At 35.9% G+C, this 17,517-nt stretch carries 18 protein-coding genes and 4 tRNA genes; 13 read left to right on the top strand and 9 right to left on the bottom strand.

The genetic code is table 11. From position 1 onward, the window contains the following. Positions 1-340: 340 nt before the first annotated feature. The 3 genes from AAGD93_RS07320 to mnmE all read right to left on the bottom strand — a co-directional run bounded on the left by AAGD93_RS07320 (position 341) and on the right by mnmE (position 3,205). Positions 341-1,357 carry an NAD(P)/FAD-dependent oxidoreductase gene (locus AAGD93_RS07320; RefSeq protein ID WP_264704044.1) on the bottom strand — a complete coding sequence of 339 codons (1,017 nt, stop codon included), beginning with the start codon at positions 1,355-1,357 and terminating at the stop codon, positions 341-343. Positions 1,358-1,525: 168 nt separating this feature from the next. Continuing rightward, a tRNA-Ser gene (locus AAGD93_RS07315) sits at positions 1,526-1,613 on the bottom strand. Between the two features lie 47 nt (positions 1,614-1,660). Beyond that, positions 1,661-3,205 carry a tRNA uridine-5-carboxymethylaminomethyl(34) synthesis GTPase MnmE gene (mnmE, locus tag AAGD93_RS07310; RefSeq protein ID WP_341819442.1) on the bottom strand — a complete coding sequence of 515 codons (1,545 nt, stop codon included), beginning with the start codon at positions 3,203-3,205 and terminating at the stop codon, positions 1,661-1,663. Positions 3,206-3,336: 131 nt separating this feature from the next. On the opposite strand from mnmE, the gene nuoI reads away from it, so the two are divergent. The 5 genes from nuoI to infC are packed head-to-tail and all read left to right on the top strand — an operon-like array spanning position 3,337 to position 6,653. Continuing rightward, the gene (gene nuoI, locus AAGD93_RS07305) at positions 3,337-3,819 is read left to right on the top strand and encodes an NADH-quinone oxidoreductase subunit NuoI (RefSeq protein WP_038199316.1); all 483 of its coding nucleotides are present in this window, start codon (positions 3,337-3,339) and stop codon (positions 3,817-3,819) included. Next, the gene (locus AAGD93_RS07300; RefSeq protein WP_255322257.1) at positions 3,819-3,941 is read left to right on the top strand and encodes a hypothetical protein; all 123 of its coding nucleotides are present in this window, start codon (positions 3,819-3,821) and stop codon (positions 3,939-3,941) included. The genes nuoI and AAGD93_RS07300 overlap by 1 nt, the downstream gene beginning before the upstream one ends. Beyond that, positions 3,935-4,222 carry a hypothetical protein gene (locus AAGD93_RS07295; RefSeq protein ID WP_341819441.1) on the top strand — a complete coding sequence of 96 codons (288 nt, stop codon included), beginning with the start codon at positions 3,935-3,937 and terminating at the stop codon, positions 4,220-4,222. Before AAGD93_RS07300 ends, AAGD93_RS07295 begins: the two co-directional genes overlap by 7 nt. Beyond that, the gene (thrS, locus tag AAGD93_RS07290) at positions 4,215-6,122 is read left to right on the top strand and encodes a threonine--tRNA ligase (RefSeq protein WP_341819440.1); all 1,908 of its coding nucleotides are present in this window, start codon (positions 4,215-4,217) and stop codon (positions 6,120-6,122) included. Before AAGD93_RS07295 ends, thrS begins: the two co-directional genes overlap by 8 nt. 12 nt (positions 6,123-6,134) lie before the next feature. Next, positions 6,135-6,653, top strand: a complete 519-nt coding sequence (gene infC / locus AAGD93_RS07285; protein WP_341819439.1) for a translation initiation factor IF-3 — start codon at positions 6,135-6,137, stop codon at positions 6,651-6,653. Positions 6,654-6,681: 28 nt separating this feature from the next. Here infC and nuoF read toward each other — a convergent pair whose 3' ends face one another. Further along, a complete protein-coding gene (gene nuoF, locus AAGD93_RS07280; RefSeq protein WP_341819438.1) occupies positions 6,682-7,944 on the bottom strand; it encodes an NADH-quinone oxidoreductase subunit NuoF in 1,263 nt (420 codons plus the stop codon). Positions 7,945-7,963: 19 nt separating this feature from the next. Then, positions 7,964-8,036, bottom strand: a tRNA-Lys gene (locus AAGD93_RS07275). A 319-nt stretch (positions 8,037-8,355) separates the two neighbouring features. Between AAGD93_RS07275 and AAGD93_RS07270 the strand changes: the two genes are divergently transcribed. The 4 genes from AAGD93_RS07270 (at position 8,356) to AAGD93_RS07255 (ending at position 11,645) form a co-directional block, all read left to right on the top strand. Then, positions 8,356-8,431, top strand: a tRNA-Ala gene (locus AAGD93_RS07270). A gap of 214 nt (positions 8,432-8,645) precedes the next feature. Continuing rightward, on the top strand, positions 8,646-10,256 hold the full coding sequence (locus AAGD93_RS07265; RefSeq protein ID WP_341819437.1) for a magnesium transporter MgtE N-terminal domain-containing protein: 1,611 nt from the start codon (positions 8,646-8,648) through the stop codon (positions 10,254-10,256). Between the two features lie 62 nt (positions 10,257-10,318). Continuing rightward, on the top strand, positions 10,319-10,633 hold the full coding sequence (locus AAGD93_RS07260) for a hypothetical protein (RefSeq protein ID WP_065094379.1): 315 nt from the start codon (positions 10,319-10,321) through the stop codon (positions 10,631-10,633). Positions 10,634-10,785: 152 nt separating this feature from the next. Then, positions 10,786-11,645 (top strand): IS630 family transposase gene (locus AAGD93_RS07255; RefSeq protein ID WP_341819229.1). Its coding sequence is split into 2 segments (ribosomal slippage): positions 10,786-11,110 and positions 11,110-11,645, totalling 861 coding nucleotides; the frame shifts between segments, so codons are not numbered across the junction. On the opposite strand, the gene AAGD93_RS07250 is transcribed toward AAGD93_RS07255, so the two are convergent. Beyond that, positions 11,558-12,001, bottom strand: coding sequence for a hypothetical protein (locus AAGD93_RS07250; RefSeq protein WP_341819436.1), 444 nt, complete (start codon positions 11,999-12,001; stop codon positions 11,558-11,560). The two genes, AAGD93_RS07255 and AAGD93_RS07250, sit on opposite strands and share 88 nt — an antisense overlap. Positions 12,002-12,251: 250 nt before the next feature. On the opposite strand from AAGD93_RS07250, the gene AAGD93_RS07245 reads away from it, so the two are divergent. The 4 genes from AAGD93_RS07245 (at position 12,252) to AAGD93_RS07230 (ending at position 15,154) form a co-directional block, all read left to right on the top strand. Continuing rightward, positions 12,252-12,324, top strand: a tRNA-Val gene (locus tag AAGD93_RS07245). A gap of 26 nt (positions 12,325-12,350) precedes the next feature. Then, a complete protein-coding gene (locus tag AAGD93_RS07240; RefSeq protein WP_006280506.1) occupies positions 12,351-13,247 on the top strand; it encodes a cation diffusion facilitator family transporter in 897 nt (298 codons plus the stop codon). A 52-nt stretch (positions 13,248-13,299) separates the two neighbouring features. Continuing rightward, positions 13,300-14,889 (top strand): hypothetical protein, encoded by a 1,590-nt coding sequence (locus AAGD93_RS07235; RefSeq protein WP_341819435.1) that lies wholly within the window; start codon positions 13,300-13,302, stop codon positions 14,887-14,889. Then, complete coding sequence (locus AAGD93_RS07230) at positions 14,849-15,154, top strand: hypothetical protein (protein ID WP_341819434.1); 306 nt, start codon at positions 14,849-14,851, stop codon at positions 15,152-15,154. Before AAGD93_RS07235 ends, AAGD93_RS07230 begins: the two co-directional genes overlap by 41 nt. Here the strand turns inward: AAGD93_RS07230 and plsY are convergent. Genes plsY through AAGD93_RS07215 form a run of 3 tightly spaced genes read right to left on the bottom strand, consistent with a single transcriptional unit; the run spans position 15,145 to position 17,517 of the window. Next, on the bottom strand, positions 15,145-15,723 hold the full coding sequence (plsY, locus tag AAGD93_RS07225; protein ID WP_341819927.1) for a glycerol-3-phosphate 1-O-acyltransferase PlsY: 579 nt from the start codon (positions 15,721-15,723) through the stop codon (positions 15,145-15,147). The two genes, AAGD93_RS07230 and plsY, sit on opposite strands and share 10 nt — an antisense overlap. Next, a complete protein-coding gene (locus tag AAGD93_RS07220) occupies positions 15,723-16,040 on the bottom strand; it encodes a hypothetical protein (protein ID WP_341819433.1) in 318 nt (105 codons plus the stop codon). Before AAGD93_RS07220 ends, plsY begins: the two co-directional genes overlap by 1 nt. A 10-nt stretch (positions 16,041-16,050) precedes the next feature. Beyond that, complete coding sequence (locus AAGD93_RS07215; protein WP_338406416.1) at positions 16,051-17,517, bottom strand: amino acid carrier protein; 1,467 nt, start codon at positions 17,515-17,517, stop codon at positions 16,051-16,053.

Raw genomic sequence — 17,517 nt, 5'->3', positions numbered from 1 at the left:
ACGCTTAATAACCACGATTCAGCTGCTTTTAAGCCGCAACTAATCTAAATTATAAACGTTAAGAAATTTACTAAGTGGAAAAAAAGGCAAAGAAACCCTAGGGTAGCTAGTATTCAAATTCTCCCTTGTCTATTTGACGTCTTTTACTGTCTTAAACGCTTTATAAGCGCGTTTCGGCTTGTATAGGTAGAAACCTAAAGTTTTATAAAGACATGAGGTGCACATAGTGCAAAAAATTAAAAATAAGACGCCAACTACGTTGTTTTCTTGCTGTTTAATCTGCACAGATGAAGATAACTGAATACCTTCAGTTTCATGATAAGGGGGCCGGCGAAGGGTGTCAAGCAAGTTTTTCTTTTCCATGGATTCCCTTTGAAGTTGAATATTGAAAATTGACTGGAGAGTTGTGGATTACTTTGTATATGTCATAACAAGCCATGGCACTCTCGGCAAAACCACTTAATATTAACTTTATTTTGCCTGAATAAATAGCTATATCTCCGATTGCATATATTCTATCTCTACTGGTTTTTAAGGTAGTCGGATCAACAACTATGCGGCCATGTTCTAACTGTATACCCCAATTGTTTATTGGACCAAGATTCATTGACAGTCCAAAAAATGGCAGCAAAAAATCAGCGGATATTTCTTTTTCTTCCTTAGAGGCAATGTTTTTTACTATCACTGCGCTCAACTGCCCATTACTTCCTGCTAGTTCGTGTAATTGATATGGCACTACCAGTTCTATCTTTCCATCATTTTCAAGTGATTCTAATTTATTTCTAGTTTCAGGAGTGCAGCGAAATTCCTTTCTCCTATGTATCACATAAATTTTCTTTGCAACTTTAGAAAGTTCTACAGTCCAATCAGCCGCAGAATCACCCCCCCCTGCAATGACTATAGTTTTGTCCTGAAAATCAGAAATTTTATTTACACTATAAAATACAGATTTATTTTCATATTCTAATATACCACTTAAGGGTGGACGGTTAGGTTCAAACATTCCGTTACCTGCAGCAATGATAACGGCTTTGCATTTTACCTCTGTACCTATGTTCGTTATGATAGTAAAGTTTTCACCTTCGTTATTTGAAATCTTTTCCACTTTTTGACTTAAATGGTAAACAGGCTCAAATGGTGAAGCTTGCTCCATTAGTCGCTCAATTAATTTTTGGGCAGTAATTACAGGATAACCAGGTATATCATATATTGGCTTTTCTGGGTAAAGAGCTGTGCATTGTCCTCCTGCTTGATCCAAAACATCTATTATATGACATCTCATATCAAGCATTCCCGCTTGAAAAGCAGTGAATATTCCAACAGGCCCTGCACCTATTATTACGATATCGGTTTCCATATTCAGATGGTGATCTATTTATAGATATTAGCTTTCTTTGCTAACAAGGTCAATTTACAAAGGGATGTATTTTTAAAAGATGTGGCTAGATTAGACAAGATTTCCAGCGTTATGAACCACATAGTCCAAATAAGCTCTAAAAATCAGCTAGCATAGCGAGATGCTGTGCGGACGGAATGGGATTCGAACCCATGGTACGCTCATCACGTACGTCAGTTTTCAAGACTGGTGCCTTAAACCGCTCGGCCATCCGTCCATTTCTTTTCTATCACAACATTTGATTTTAAGCAATCTATAAAAGCTTTACTTGCCCACGCAAAAGTTGCTAAACACACTACTCAATATTTCCTCAACATCAATAATTCCAATCACCGCACCAAGTTCAAATGCAGCAAGCCTCAAATCTTCAGATATCAACTCAATTGGATTATCGATATTAAAACGTTGTAAATGTTCCAGTGCTTTCTTCATGTGATTCCTATGTCTTTGCCGAGTAATCACAGGAGTGTCTCTATCATGCCCAAATTTTTCCTCTGCCTTCTTTTTTATGAGAGAGATCAACTTGTTTGTACCTATTCCCTTTAAAATAGAAATAGGTAGAAAATCTACACCACCAATCAGTATATTTCTGTCATTAATTGCATCGTCAGCTTTGCTCAGAACATAAATGGTGTCATTTTGGTCTGATGTCATTCCAGTGCGTGACACTGGAATCCAGCTTATCTCATCATGAACATTGTTTTCAGCACATGTTTCTAGAATCCATTGTCTATTGCATAATTTGCAAGTATTTTTATATCTGGATCCCAGTGTCAAGCACTGGGATGACACCGTTTGTTGATTACAATATTTGCATAGTTGTGTGTCAAGCACTGGTACTACAGATGGTATATTGCCTGTGGCTTGATAATTGACATCGTGTCGTTGTTCAAAAGGAAACAGTTCTATTCTTAAATCAGCTTCAAAAGACCTCTTTTTCGCTCGACTTATACCTTCTGATTCTATTGGATCTGAACTTTCACGAATTCCAGCAGTATCAGAGAGAATGATTGGGTATCCGCCAATGTCAATATGAGCTTCAAGTATATCTCTTGTTGTGCCTGCATATTCAGAAACAATAGCAATATCACGCTTGGCTAAGAAATTAAACAGAGTTGATTTACCGACATTTGGTTCACCAGTTATTACAATATGTAAACCCTCACGCAACCTTTCGCCCCGTCTATTATCATTTAAATGCTCTTGTATCAACTGCACGAGAGATTGCACTTCATTATTAATTTTTTCCAATTCACTTTTTTCTGCCCAAATGTCCTCTGGAAAGTCTATATATGCTTCGATTTTGGATTGTATCGTTATTAATCTTTGCCTCCAATTGCTGTATAGTCTCTCCAATTCTCCTGATATCTGCTTAATCGCTTGTTTAGCTTGCATTTTCGTTTCAGCATCAATTAAGTCTGCAATCCCTTCTATTTGCGTTAAGTCAAATTTACCATTTAGAAAAGCCCTAAGTGAGAATTCTCCAGGCCTGGCCATAACGAAAATTTTTGATAATTCCTCCAAGATGATTTTTATGACGGCCTTACTTCCATGCACTTGTAACTCTATAACATCCTCGCCAGTGAAACTGTTTGGAGCAGGGAAATAGATGATTATTCCATTATCTATCAATTGACTGGAATCATCATATAGATCAACTAAAGTAGCAAATCTTGGTTTAATTTCTTTCTTAATATGAAAATGATTTAAAGCTTTAAGCGCGTAGTTGCCTGAAATTCTGATTACTGCAACTCCTGACTTACCAAATACGGTCGATAAAGCGAAAATAGTTTCATTTGTGTTTGTCATTATTTATATAAACTACTTAGCAATATTACACTTAAGAAACCAAAATACCTAAAAAGTCACCCAGGTGAAAATATTTATTTTGAAAACTGATAATATGATTTATAATGACTGACACAAGTTTTAAATATTTTATGCTCAAGAAATTAGCTTGGTACTGGTCTTTTGTAGAGTTAATTAAAGGGTTTGTTATTACATTAAAATATATGTTTAAGCCAAAGGTTACTTTGAGGTATCCTATGGAGAAGGGCCCTTTAAGTCCAAGGTTTCGTGGTGAGCATGCGTTGCGTAGGTATCCAAACGGTGAAGAACGATGCATAGCTTGTAAATTATGTGAAGTTATCTGCCCTGCTCAAGCAATAGTTATTGAAGCAGAGGAAAGAGAAGACGGTAGTCGCCGCACCACGCGCTATGATATTGATATGACAAAATGCATATACTGCGGACTTTGCCAAGAGGCATGTCCAGTTGATGCAATTGTTGAAGGTCCTAACTTTGAATTTGCTACTGAAACAAGAGAGGAGCTAATGTACAATAAAGAAAAGTTATTGCGTAATGGTGAAGTTTGGGAAGACGCAATTGCACTCAGGTTAAAAAAGAATAGGCCTTATTATTAATGTTCAGAGCTTATAACCCTGTTATCCATTATGATTTAGGGGCAGTGCCCACTAGGGGTGGTGTCATCCCAGTAGCTGATACACAACTGTACGAACATTTGTTTGCGAGGGCAGTATGTTAAATGTTATAGCCTGTTTTGCCTCAAACACAAAGGTGTCATCCCAGTGCTTGACACTGGGATCCAGTAAAATTGATTGTGAACAAGCACACTATACAACATTTTCAATGAAATTACAAAAAAGCTGGATTCCAGTGTCAAGCACTGGAATGACACCATTTGCTGTGCAATTTACCTTCGAAAATGAATGTTTGTATGGCTATGTGCGTGACACTGGGATGACACCGTTGGAAAAAGCAAACCGCCTTCAAGCTACATGTCCGTATAGGTTTATTTATGGTTAGGGTTACTTTTTCAACCGAACAAAAAGTAAAAGAATACAGTGGTAAAGTCACTGGCTTTGATATATTACAACCGGATGCTTTGAAAGAAGTAGTTGCATTGAAAGTAAATGGTGAGCTATATGACCTCTCACGTGAAATTGAAATTGAAGCTGATGCAGAGATAAAAGTGATAAAACTTAGTGACGAAGCGGGTTTGGATATAATAAGGCATGATGCTGCTCACATAATGGCACAGGCAGTGAAAGAGCTATTTCCTAATACTCAGATTACTATCGGCCCAACAATTCAGGACGGTTTTTACTATGATTTTGCTACAGGTCGTACCTTCACTACGGACGATCTTACCGCAATAGAAAAGAAAATGAAAGAGATTGTAAAAAGTAATCACAGATTTGTTCGAGAAGTTTGGACTCGCAAGCAGGCAGTTGATTTCTTTAGTGGTATAGGCGAAAAATATAAGGTTGATATTATCTCATCCATACCAGAGGGTGAAAACCTAACTGTTTATAGGCAAGGTGATTTTATTGACCTATGTCGTGGTCCGCACTCACCATCAACCGGCAGAGTTAAAGCGTTTAAACTTATGAAAGTAGCGGGTGCATACTGGCGAGGTGATGCAAAGGGCCCAATGTTGCAGCGAATATATGGTACAGCATGGAGAAATAAGGATGAATTAAACGCTTACCTTGAGTGCCTCAAAGAAGCAGAAAAACGTGATCACCGCAAAATTGCTAAGGATATGGATTTATTTCACATTCAAGAGGAAGCTGTTGGGCAGGTTTTTTGGCATGAACAAGGATATATTCTATATAATGTTCTTGAGTCTTACATCAGAAAGAAGCTAATAAATAATGGCTATTTTGAGGTAAAAACTCCTATTTTAGTAAGTAAAGAGCTGTGGGAAAGATCTGGACATTGGGATAAGTTTCGTGAAAATATGTTTATTGTTGACGAATCTGAGAATAAAAAGTTAGCAATAAAACCCATGAATTGTCCTTGTCATGTGCAGATTTTTAATTCTCACACCAGGAGCTACCGTGATTTACCAATACGTATGGCAGAGTTTGGCACATGCCATAGAAATGAAAGCTCAGGCTCATTGCACGGACTGATGCGAGTGCGTGGTTTTACGCAAGACGATGCACACATTTTTTGTATGGAAGAACAAGTGAATTCTGAAACTATAAAGTTTTGTGACCTTTTAAAAGAAGTATATTCAGAGCTTGGATTTAATGAAATTTCTGTGAAATTTTCAGACCGTCCAGATATTAGAGCAGGTAATGATGAAGTATGGGATAGAGCTGAAAAAGCGCTGCTTGAAGCCGTTAAAGAAGCGGGCTTGAGTTATAAACTTAATCCTGGTGAAGGTGCATTTTATGGTCCAAAGCTAGAGTTTGTTTTAAAAGATGCAATAGGCAGAAGCTGGCAATGTGGAACATTACAAGTTGATTTCATTTTACCAGAACGTCTGGGAGCTTTTTATATAGGGGCAGATGGACTCAAGCATCACCCTGTCATGTTACATAGGGCAATTCTTGGGACTTTTGAGCGTTTTATTGGAATTTTGATAGAAAATTACGCAGGAAAATTTCCAGTTTGGCTTGCTCCAACGCAACTTGCTATTCTAACCATTACAAATGAGGCTGACGGTTACGCCACAGAAATCAGCAATGTCTTAAAAGAACAAGGTGTGAGAGTCAAGACTGATTTGACCAATGAAAAAATTAGTTATAAGATACGTTTGCATAGTCTAAACAAGGTTCCTATATTGTGGATTGTAGGCAAAAATGAAGTTACCAGTAAAACTGTGTCAGTGAGAAATTTAGGATCGGAAAGACAGGAGTCTTTTTCTTTGGAGAAGGCTATTGAATTGTTGTTAAAAAGTATTAATTTGAATTAAGGGAGTTAAAGTTTGCAAGTTAAAAAGAACAATAAAAACAGAATTAATGGATTCATCACAGCTAAGGAGGTACGCTTAGTTGATCACAGTGGTGAAATGATCGGAATCGTGCTAATAGAACGAGCTTTGGAGCTTGCACAGGGTGTTGGTTTAGACTTGGTAGAAATTGCACCTGATTCAACCCCTCCAGTATGTAAAATACTGGATTATAGCAAACAAAAGTATGATATAAAAAAGAAAGCAAGTGAAGCAAAAAAGAAACAAAAAACATTAACTATAAAAGAAATTAAACTGGGTCCCAATATTGGTGATCACGATTACGGAACAAAATTGCGTCAAGCAAGAGACTTACTTGCCCACGGACATAAAATTAAAGTCACAATGAGATTTAGAGGGAGAGAGCTTATAAATACTGATGTTGGACTGGAAAAATTAGAACGGCTAATTCGAGACACTGAAGATATCGCAAAGGTAGAATTGGCACCTAAAAGAGAAGGGAATCAATATTTTTTAGCTCTGGTTGCTAAGTAGCAAAACGGCTTAAGAAGTATAAGTAAAGTTAAATTATCGCTCTCTCTTTGATAACATGGCAAAAATGTCTTATTAATCCTTGAATCGGCCAAGCTGCAGCATCGCCAAGTGCGCAAATTGTATGTCCTTCTATTTGAGTTGTAAGGTCAAGCAGCTTATCTATTTCATCAGGCTTAATATCTCCTGCCACCATCCTCCTCATAATCCTCCACATCCATCCAGTACCTTCACGGCATGGTGTGCATTGTCCACAGGACTCATGCATGTAAAAGTGTGATAACCTCTCTATTGCAGCTATTATATCAGTTGATTTATTCATCACTATTACAGCAGCAGTACCAAGCCCTGATTGTGCAGTTCTTAATGAATCAAAATCCATTTCAATAGTATCGCATATAGATTTTGGAATTAATGGCACTGAAGACCCACCAGGTATTACAGCAAGTAAATTATCCCAACCCCCTCGCACTCCACCTGCGTATTTTTCAATCAATTCACGTAATGGAATTCCGAGCTCTTCTTCAACATTACACGGGTTGTTTACCTGCCCTGAAATACAAAAGACCTTGGTACCAGTATTATTTGGTTTACCAAGAGATGCAAACCATTCTCCTCCGCGATTCAGAATATCTGGAACCATGGCTATAGTTTCAACGTTGTTTATTGTGGTTGGGCAGCCAAAAAGTCCAACACCTGCAGGAAATGGAGGTTTCATGCGAGGAAAGCCCTTTTTTCCTTCAATTGATTCAAGTTGAGCTGTTTCTTCCCCACATATGTAAGCTCCTGCACCCCTATGGATAAACACATCAAGATCATAACCTGATTTGCAGGCATTTTTTCCAATTAAGTTTTCTTTATAGGCTTCCTCAAGTGCTTTTTTCAGAACTAAATATTCATTATAAAATTCACCCCTGATATAAATATACGCAACTGATGCGCTGATCGCTCTGCCGGCCAGGAGAATTCCCTCAAGTAACTTATGTGGCTCATATCGTAATATATCTCTATCTTTACATGTACCAGGTTCTGACTCATCTGCATTGACTACTAAATATGTTGGTTGTTTTTTTGGAAGATTTTTGGGCATAAAGCTCCACTTAAGGCCGGTAGAAAATCCTGCACCCCCTCGACCTCTCAAGCCAGATTTCTTTACTTCATCAATGATTTTTTCTGATCCTAAATCCAGTAATTCCTTTGTTTTTTGCCAACCACCACGTTTTTTTGCACCCTCAAGTAGTGGAGTTTCTTTACCATTTAGGTTGGTGAATATTTTGTCTTGTTCTTTTAGCATGTTTTTCAAAATTTGTGAGTGATCCCGACGCGATTCGAACGCGTGACCCACTGATTAAAAGTCAGTTGCTCTACCGGCTGAGCTACGGGATCATTTCATTTTTCAGCTATACTAAACATCAATACAGTTTTTATCCGTTTTAATCAAACTAAAATTTTCATGTGTGGTTAAATAAATTATATAATATACTGCGTTAGTGATAATTTAGTTAAAAAATTTTAAAGGAAAACTTCTTGTTAATTTTCAGTTCACAGATTTATTTGGATGGTGTGACGTATAACGCTAAGGAGACAAAAAAATAGAGAAGTGTGTACACCCTGCAGAATTTGTACACTATTTAGCAATAGCCTAATAGATAAATATTTCTTGCATTTCAGCCTGAGTGATTTATGCTTTAAGCAAGAATTACCTGGGGGTATAGCTCAGCTGGTAGAGCATCTGTTTTGCACGCAGAAGGTCAGCGGTTCGATCCCGCTTGCCTCCACCAGTCTATACAGCTCTAGCCGCCACAAAACCTGTCAAAGCAGCTTATTTTAATCTATGAGGATTTTATACTACTTCCCTGAAAATCCCTATTTCTTTTCATAACTTTTCTCTATGCAAGTAATGTTTGTTATTATAATTCTGATATATATCAACTTAACAATAAATTAATCAATAAATGTTAGAATAGCTATAATTAAATTTATTAGGTAATACTCATGAGTGGAAAAAAACATGTTTTTAAGATGGTGGCTGGAAAAGAGGTGCTTAAAGACCAAGTTAGACATAACATAGATTGGTCTAGAACGCATCGTACACCTGTTAAAAAAGTTGAGCTTGTACCACTGGATGATAAAAATGATGTAGTACTAAACTTACCTGCAAAATTCTGTGGCGATCTTTGCAAAGACCGTTTCATATGCATAGAGGAAAATGAAGAAGGTCTTGCAAGCAAGGTAAAATATGATTCTAACTCAGATTATGTAAACAATAAGCATGCACTTGTATATTACAGTAATACATTAGTTAAGTTATCAATTGCAACAAATTTTGTGAAGGGTATGGTTATTAGTGGTTGTAGGAGTACTGTTGGGTCGGAACGACTGAAATACCAATATGTAACATGGGAAGAGTCAGATAATGGTAACAATAAATATTATTTTTCAGACAGGGAAGGAAATATAATTGACTCACCTGACAATGAGGCATTACAAGACATTATGTTATACTGCGGTGAGAGACAGATGATAAGAGATATAGTACTACCCAATATACCAGAGAGTATACTATTATCAAACGCATTTGCCAAAATTTTTGCTGAGAACCTAACAGAAAACCAGTTAACGACCCTTGCCAATACTCTTAGTAACGAGCAACTGCAAAAAATAATTCCTGAACTGAATTCAAATCAACTGCAGGTTCTTGCACAGAATTTAACAAATAACCAACTGCAAAAAATAATTCCTGAACTGAGTTCAAACCAGTTGCAGGCCTTAGCAGAGAACTTAACAGATGAACAACTCCAAGCTTTAGTGGATCATCTAACCAACCACCAATTACAAACTCTCGCTCAGGAACTAAATCCAGAAAAGTTACAAATAATTGTTCCTATTTTAAATGATGCTCAGCTTGAAGCTCTAGTTAGAGACTTAAATCCAGAGCAAGTAAAAGAAATTTTACCTCACTTAAAAGTGGATCAGTTCAAAGCACTTATTAAAACTTTAAATGACGAGCAATTTACAGTGCTTGCAAAAGACTTGGCTGAGCACCACTTGACGATACTCTCCAAAGAATTAGAAGGTGATCAGTTGAAAGCTTTAGTAAATAGTCTGCAAGAAGAACAACTGAAAGACTTAGTTAATAAGCTTGATCATGAGAAACTCGAAGCAATTGCTCAGGATTTAACTGATTCTAATAGGATTCAGATTATCATCAAGTCTTTAGTTGATAACCCAGACAAACTTCAAGCTTTTGCTCGCAATATGTCTAATGAGCAGTTTAAAGAACTTTTGGATAACGTAGGCGCAGAAGAGCTTAAAGATATTATTCACAAGCTGCCTTATGAGAAAGTAACAGCTGTGATTGGTGATCTCAGCAATCAAGATCAGTCTAAAGCTATTATTGATGCATTAAAAGAGAAGTTTGATGAACAAAACAAGAAACAAGAGGAAATGAAAGAAAAACTTGAAGAACTTAAGGAATTGCTGGAAGGTGATGATATAGTTAACCCCAATCAATTTAGCTATCAACATTCTTCTGTAGTAAATGAAGAGTATTACCTTAACAGTAATGATGCTTATACTGTTCAGGATTACTCCATATCTGTTTAGCAGATTACAGAAGATAATGAATAACATTATTTTTAATATTATCATTTAAGGAGTTAATAGATATGAGTAATTTAACAGAAGATAAAAAATTTAATGTGGAGTTAATTGAGACACCATTAAAAGAGATATCAGGAACTAAAGGGATGGTACAAACTTCGACATTTGTAGGATCAGTCAATTCCATAATAAAACATATCAATAATGTAGTAAGCCAAACCACACAGCACTTATCTACAATAAAGAAGGAAATTGGTGATAAAGATTCAGGTTTAATTGAGAAAATCGATAAATTGAGAGATGAAGTAGATTCATTCACGGATTCTGACATAACAAATCCCAACACCTTTTTTTCTCCAGAGTTAAATCCACTAGGATAGAAAATAGCTAATAATTAGCAAAAATAAGAAAAAGTAATAGCCCAGTGGGCTATTACTTTTTTCACATACCATTTCAATGTAGCTGAATTATAGCTCTTTCCATAAAAGTCCGGATGTGATAGGATAAGGATAGATGATGATAAGGAGGTTGAATGCCAGCAGCATATAGTTATGATTTAAGAAAAAAAGGAATGGAAGCGCTAGACGAAGGAGAAAGCAGAGAAACAGTGGCAGCAAGATTTAAGATTGGACGAACTACTTTATGGGAGTGGCAGCAAAGAAGAAAAGAAACAGGAGACTTTCAATCAAAAAAACTTGGAAATGGGGGTTACAATCACAAAATTACCGACTGGGATACCTTTGCCAAATTTGCCAGAGAACACGGAGGAAAGACTCTATCGGAAATGGCTAAACTTTGGAACAACGTTAGTATCCAAACGATCTATCGAGCCCTTAAAAAAATTGGATTTACGCGCAAAAAAAGACATATGGATACAAGGAAAGAAACGAAGAAAAACGTGCTGAATTTTTGAAAATTATAGCGACAAAAGAACCTAAAAACTTAGTGTATATAGATGAGTCTGGCATTGATAACACCGAAGACTACCCCTACGGATATTGCCAGAAAGGACAGCGGTTTTATGCCTTAAAATCTGGAAAGAAAACTCAACGAATCAGTATGGTTGCAGCCTTAAGTGGAAGAAAGATAGTTGTTCCGTTAACCTTTGAAGGCCACTGTAATATGGATGTTTTTAATGGATGGTTTGAGCAATTTTTGACACCGATCTTGGAACCTGGACAGACTGTCATTCTTGACAATGCTACTTTTCATAAGTCTGATAAGATTATCGAGCTTGCTAAAGGGGTTGGTGCAGAAATTTTGTATCTGCCGCCTTATTCTCCAGATTTCAACAAAATTGAGCATCATTGGTTTGCTATAAAAAAAAGAGCCAGGAAAAACATTCCTCTATTCGAATCCTTTCGTCGTGCTGTTGATTCTGCCTTCCTATGACCTGTTCGGACTATTATGAGAAATGCTATACCACCTTCGTCTCCAAGGTAAGAACCGAAACGCTCGCTTCCGCCAAGGTGAGTGTAATCATCCTTGTCATCAAACATGTAAATTTTAAATGTTTGTTCTGAACTGCCGCGTTCTAACTCGAATGCGTTTTTAAAATTAGTAGCTGTTTCTCTTATCTCACTTTCAATGTTAGCAACTTTACTTGCTCTTAAATTGTGAGAATAAACCTCTACTTTAATATTTAAATCTTCAACTTCTATAACATGTGGCGAATTAAACCCTTTGCCGTTATTGTTGAAATATTCTGCTTTAGTTATATTTTTATTTACTTGTTGACTAATTGTCATAATTTTAACCTCTAATTTGCTGATCTTTCAATATCAAGCATAAAGTAATTTCCCTAAAAAAAACGTAAATCCCTGTATTAATATAATTTATATCTTAATAAATAAAGTATAGATAGTTAACTTAATATGTAAAATTTAGAATATGGCTGAAATTCTATACAGCTATATTCCGGAATCACATCGGACAAGGACAAAAGCAAAGTGGTTTATTGACTTTCATTCCACCAAAGCACTATACTAAAACCACGATGGGTAATTAGCTCAGTTGGTAGAGCACTTGCTTGACGTGCAAGCGGTCGCTGGTTCGAACCCAGTGTTACCCACGTTTTTGTTTATGAAAAGATTTTATATGACAGCAGTGCATAACGGTAAACACTCAGCAGCGCAGTCCAAGCGCTTAATCTATTCCATAATAATAGTTGCGATAACAATGTTTATGGAAATAGTAGGTGGAATAATTTCACATTCGCTTGCTCTATTATCAGATGCAGGGCATATGCTCACTGACCTTTTTGCCTTGGTTTTAAGCTGGTTAGCACATAGGTTTTCAGCTAAGAAATCCGATTTGCAGAGATCATACGGATATCATCGGTTGCAGATAATTGCAGCATTTGTTAATGGTTTAACTCTATTCCTCATTGCAGTAATCATTATAATTGAGTCAATAAAGAGGTTTATTTTTCCAGTCAATGTTGAGTGGAAAGTAATGTTAATAATTGCTACACTCGGTCTTGTCTCTAACATAATAGTCTTTTTTATATTACATAGTAAATGCGAGAGCAATATAAACATAAAAAGTGCTGTACTACACGTTATAGGAGATATTTTAGGTTCTGTAGCTGCTATACTTGCATCTATAATTATCATGCTTACTGGATGGCAAATAGTAGATCCAATCTTATCAGTATTTGTTAGTGTGATAATTCTAAATAGCGGCTATAAAATTCTCAAAAATTCTTGCCATATACTCCTTGAAGGTACGCCTGAGGGTATATCTGCTGAAGAGATAAAAAGTAAGATCACATCAGAATTACCTGAAGTGATAGATGTGCACCACATACATACATGGTCGCTGTCTGATAATTATTTTATAATTACCATGCATGCTAAAATAAAGCAAAATGTGCAGCACACCAATGTTTTATATGAAATAAAAAAAATATTGCTAGATAAGTTCGAGATAGCACACTCTACAGTCGAGATCGAATACGATGAGTGTGCGGATAATAAGATACTTAAACATTGACGTTTTAAATTATTATGCTATTACTAGAGTGTAATGATGTTGAAGGTAAGCTATGATAGGTATTTCTCAAATACAATTTCCTTCAAAGGAATCTAGCAGGTTAAAGTTTATTAGTTATTTTGCAACTTTTGTTTCTTTAAGCATTATCACTAATCCCGTTAATGTTCTTTTTTCTCTTGGTACTATATTCTTCAGGTCTGAAATTAAAACTCTTTATATCTACAAAGAAATAAAAACGGCAAAACAGCAAAAGATGAGCAAAAGGGAATATTGGGAAATATTTTTTAAGAACAATACAATCAAGGTAGTAGCCTTCCTCTTGTTTTCTGCTTTCATAACATATCTGACTTTCACCTCCACTTTCTTACTAATTTCGTTACTGGGAACTATACCACTTACAATGCTATTAATTTTATTGCAGAGTGAACTAAGGCCAAAAGATTTTAACCCATTTACGCTGCTTAAAGCTTCTATAAATTTCTTTTTGGAAGGTATAAAAGAGAATTTACGTGGTATGGTTAATAGTTTTGATGTTAAGCTTGAACATTTACTGCCCCATCAATTAAATGATGATATCATTAAAAATATTGATAAATTAAAAGGTAAGTATAGTGAACAAGTACCTGAAGACGTAATCAAAAATGATGAATATATTCAATTCATTGGATATATAAACAATTCATATGAGTTTAGTGATGAGGATAAAGGAAGAGTAATTGCATTTTTAGATGACTTTTGCAAAGATGATCAAAAGCATAGCTCCGGCTTTACAGGTGGGCAGGTTCTGCTTTTAGTTTTAAGGGCTTGCAATGATGGAGACGGAGAAGCCGTTAAGAGTAAAAAGGATGCATTGATTTCTAATTTAATTGATAGCCAAACTTTCTCTAGAAAAGAGCGAATTCCTAACACTTGCTTCACCGGTATTATCTATAGAATGTTAAGCACGCTAGAGGGTATTCATCCTGATCCAGAAATTAGATTTACTCCCCCAAGGGAAATGTTGCTCTCAGAAGCACAAAATAAAGCACGTGAGTTTATGTTAGACAGGTTAAAAAACAAGAAAAACAATAAAGAAATTCTTAAGGCTTGGTATGACGTTCAAAATGGTTATGAAGACGATGAAAGTCAAAAAATAGTTGATGATTTTATTTCAGAAGTAAGTATTCCTTTAATGAGAAAATTATTGAGTATTACTTCTCAATATAGTGAACAAATTGTGCTGACGTTAATGAAAAATATTAGCTCTATAAAGTTAAATAAATTACAATGTTGTGAGCTGGTTCAGCACATGAGAAATAAACTGCAGGAGCATGATTTAGATGACCAAGAAAGTTTACTCGAAAACATCGGAAAAAAAGTATTCTTAGAGCTATTAAATCGAGATCTACTCGAGACAGATTTTTCTCTCAAGGATTCATCTTTGGATGGAGCTAAGAGAATAGCTAATAAGATAATAGAAGAAGAAGTAGCAGAATTTAAATTAAAGGCTGAGAAGACTATTGAAGGTCAGATAATTAGCATGTTAGATGGGTTAAGAATGCTCCCAAGAGAAAAAAGATGTTATAGGGTATATGTAGAACTCAGTAAAAATAACGAAAATTTTGCAAGAAAGGTTAAAAGTAACAAAAGCAGCAATGGATGAAATGTTAAAAAAAGGAGCTTCACATAAGCTAGAGTTAGAAATTGAAAGTGTATATGAAGGAAATAAAGATCACGTTACTCAACTTTATGAAAAAATAAGAAAAACAAAAAAGGAATTCATTGAAGATGGTCTTTTAACACCTCAAGAAGTAGAGAATATAACAAAAGCAAAAATCATAGACTTAAACAAAGAGGACAAAATCATACCGTCAAGCAATTTGTCTCGTAGTTTAAGTGTCAATAATTTGGCAGTACATTATCTATAAAATTTATACTCTTTACCTTGCAGAAGATTCACAATATTTCTGTGGTGTTTTAGGAAGACCAGTGCTCCTATAATTAGTAATGTTAAGAACAAATTCCTCTGAAAAAAAAAGGACCATGCTACAGCCGTTGAAGTAGCACTGAGTGAAGCAAGGGAAGAGTATCTAAAGGCAAGAAAGACTATTATCCAAATTATTACGAATACTAAAGTAATATCGATGTTAAATGCTATCAGTATCCCTAGAGTGGTTGCAACGCCCTTTCCTCCACTGAATTTTAGCCAAATAGGAAACATGTGTCCTAAAACTGCTAAAATTGCAGATACATATATATAAAAATCGTTATTATCACAAAATTGTTGTGCTATATAAACGGCAATAAATCCCTTAAAGGAGTCCAGAAATAATGCCAAAGCAGCAAGAGATTTATTTCCCGTCCTTGCAACGTTTGTAGCACCAATGTTTCCTGAACCTACTTCTCTTAAGTTTATCCCTTTTATTCTTGTAATGATTAAGCTAAACGGTATTGAACCTAATATGTAGGATAGTGTAAGGATTACGTACCTCTCCATCATTCTAGCATCCTCTCTCTTGTCATCCCAGTGCGTGACACTGGGATCCAGCGAACTTTGTTCGCAAACGAACCTAGTAGATAAATATAAAATTTTACATTAAAACATAACACTATGGTGGAACTATATGCAAAATAGATCCCAGTGTCACGCACTGGGATGACAAGAAAGAGTTTTGGGATGACAAGAAGATGGCACTGGAAGGACACCATTAGTTGTACATGTTGCTTTAAAATATAAAGTTCGTACAATTGTGTGTCAGCTACTGGAATGACAAGAAGATGGTACTGAAATGACACCTGTTGTTGTACCTTCATATGCCAAAATTTAATTAATTTTATTATTCCTCAGCCTTTTTAGGTAGCATTGAACTTCATCGTTAATCTGATTACTAAACAGTATAAGCGCTGTCATATTGATGAGAGCTAAACAAGAGAACAAAGTTCCACCGATATTGGCAATAGCCATTATGTCTTTAGAAAGGCCAGAGAAAAACGCCACAATTATTACCGCTATGCGATATATCACTATACTTTTTGCACCGAATAAATATAGCCACCCCATTTCACAACAATATACAAATGAAATTACCGAAGAAAATGCAAACAGAGGTGCAGCTATGGTTAAAAGTATAGGAAACCATGGAGAAACTGTCTCAAATGCCTTTTGAGTAATTAATATCCCTTCACCAACACTAGTCTGGTATGCACCTGTTATTACTATTGTTATTCCTGTTAAACAGCAAATTAACATTGTGTCAAAGCATGGTTCTATCATAGCGACTAGTCCAGTTCTTACTGGTTCTTCATCTTTAGTTGTTGCATGAGTAATTGAAGCAGAACCAACACCCGCTTCGCTGGCAAAGATTGCCCTTTGAATTCCAGCAACAAATGCTCCTACCATCCCTCCGCCAACAGCATTGAAATCTATCATAGTGGAAAATAATATTTTCAACGTATAACCAAGGTTATGAATATTAAATGCAATAATAATAATACAACTAAAGATATATATAAGTGACATAATAGGCACTAGTGCAGAAGATACTCTAGCTATCCTTTTAATTCCGCCAATAATCACTAGAGCAAGCAGCGCAGAAATTATGGAAGAAAGAAACCAAGAGTGACCATCTACCCAACTTGAATAGCCAGATAATATTGAAACCATTTGGTTGGTTTGAAACGCTACACTTCCACCAAGACCTGATAATACAAAGAATACTGCATACATGGCAGCCAGCACAATACCAAGTTTTTTAAATCCAAATTCCTCCAGACCATTCCTTATATACTGAAAGGGACCACTAAACAATTGGTCCTGATCTTCTGTTCTATGTCTAAACGCCAACGTTACCTCAGCAAATTTTGCTGACATACCAAAAAAACCTGTAATCATCATCCAAGGCACCGCTCCTGGTCCACCCATTGAAACTGCAATTGCGACTCCAGCAACAGTTCCAAGGCCTACTGTGCTTGAAAGTGCAGTCATAAATGCCTGAAAATGCGTAATATGACCATCATGGTGATTCGTGTCATATTTTCCACATAAAATAGCAAACGCATGCTTAAACATTCTTATGTTGAGAAATCCAAAACGTAATGTTAGAAACACATAACCAAAAACTAGTAGAAGGATTATAAATGGCACGTAAAGGATCTTGAAAAACAGTACTTCATTCATGAAGTTATTTATTCCATTCAACACAGCGTCATAACTTTCGTAAAAACCTGAAGCAGCGTACACATCATTAAACAATAGGCAAAATAACACCATACAAAGCAATCTATAAATCAT

Source organism: Wolbachia endosymbiont (group A) of Brachyopa scutellaris (genome assembly GCF_964026995.1).
In the GTDB taxonomy this organism is placed as follows: Bacteria; Pseudomonadota; Alphaproteobacteria; order Rickettsiales; family Anaplasmataceae; genus Wolbachia; species Wolbachia pipientis.
This window is presented reverse-complemented; position numbering and strand designations above follow the sequence as displayed.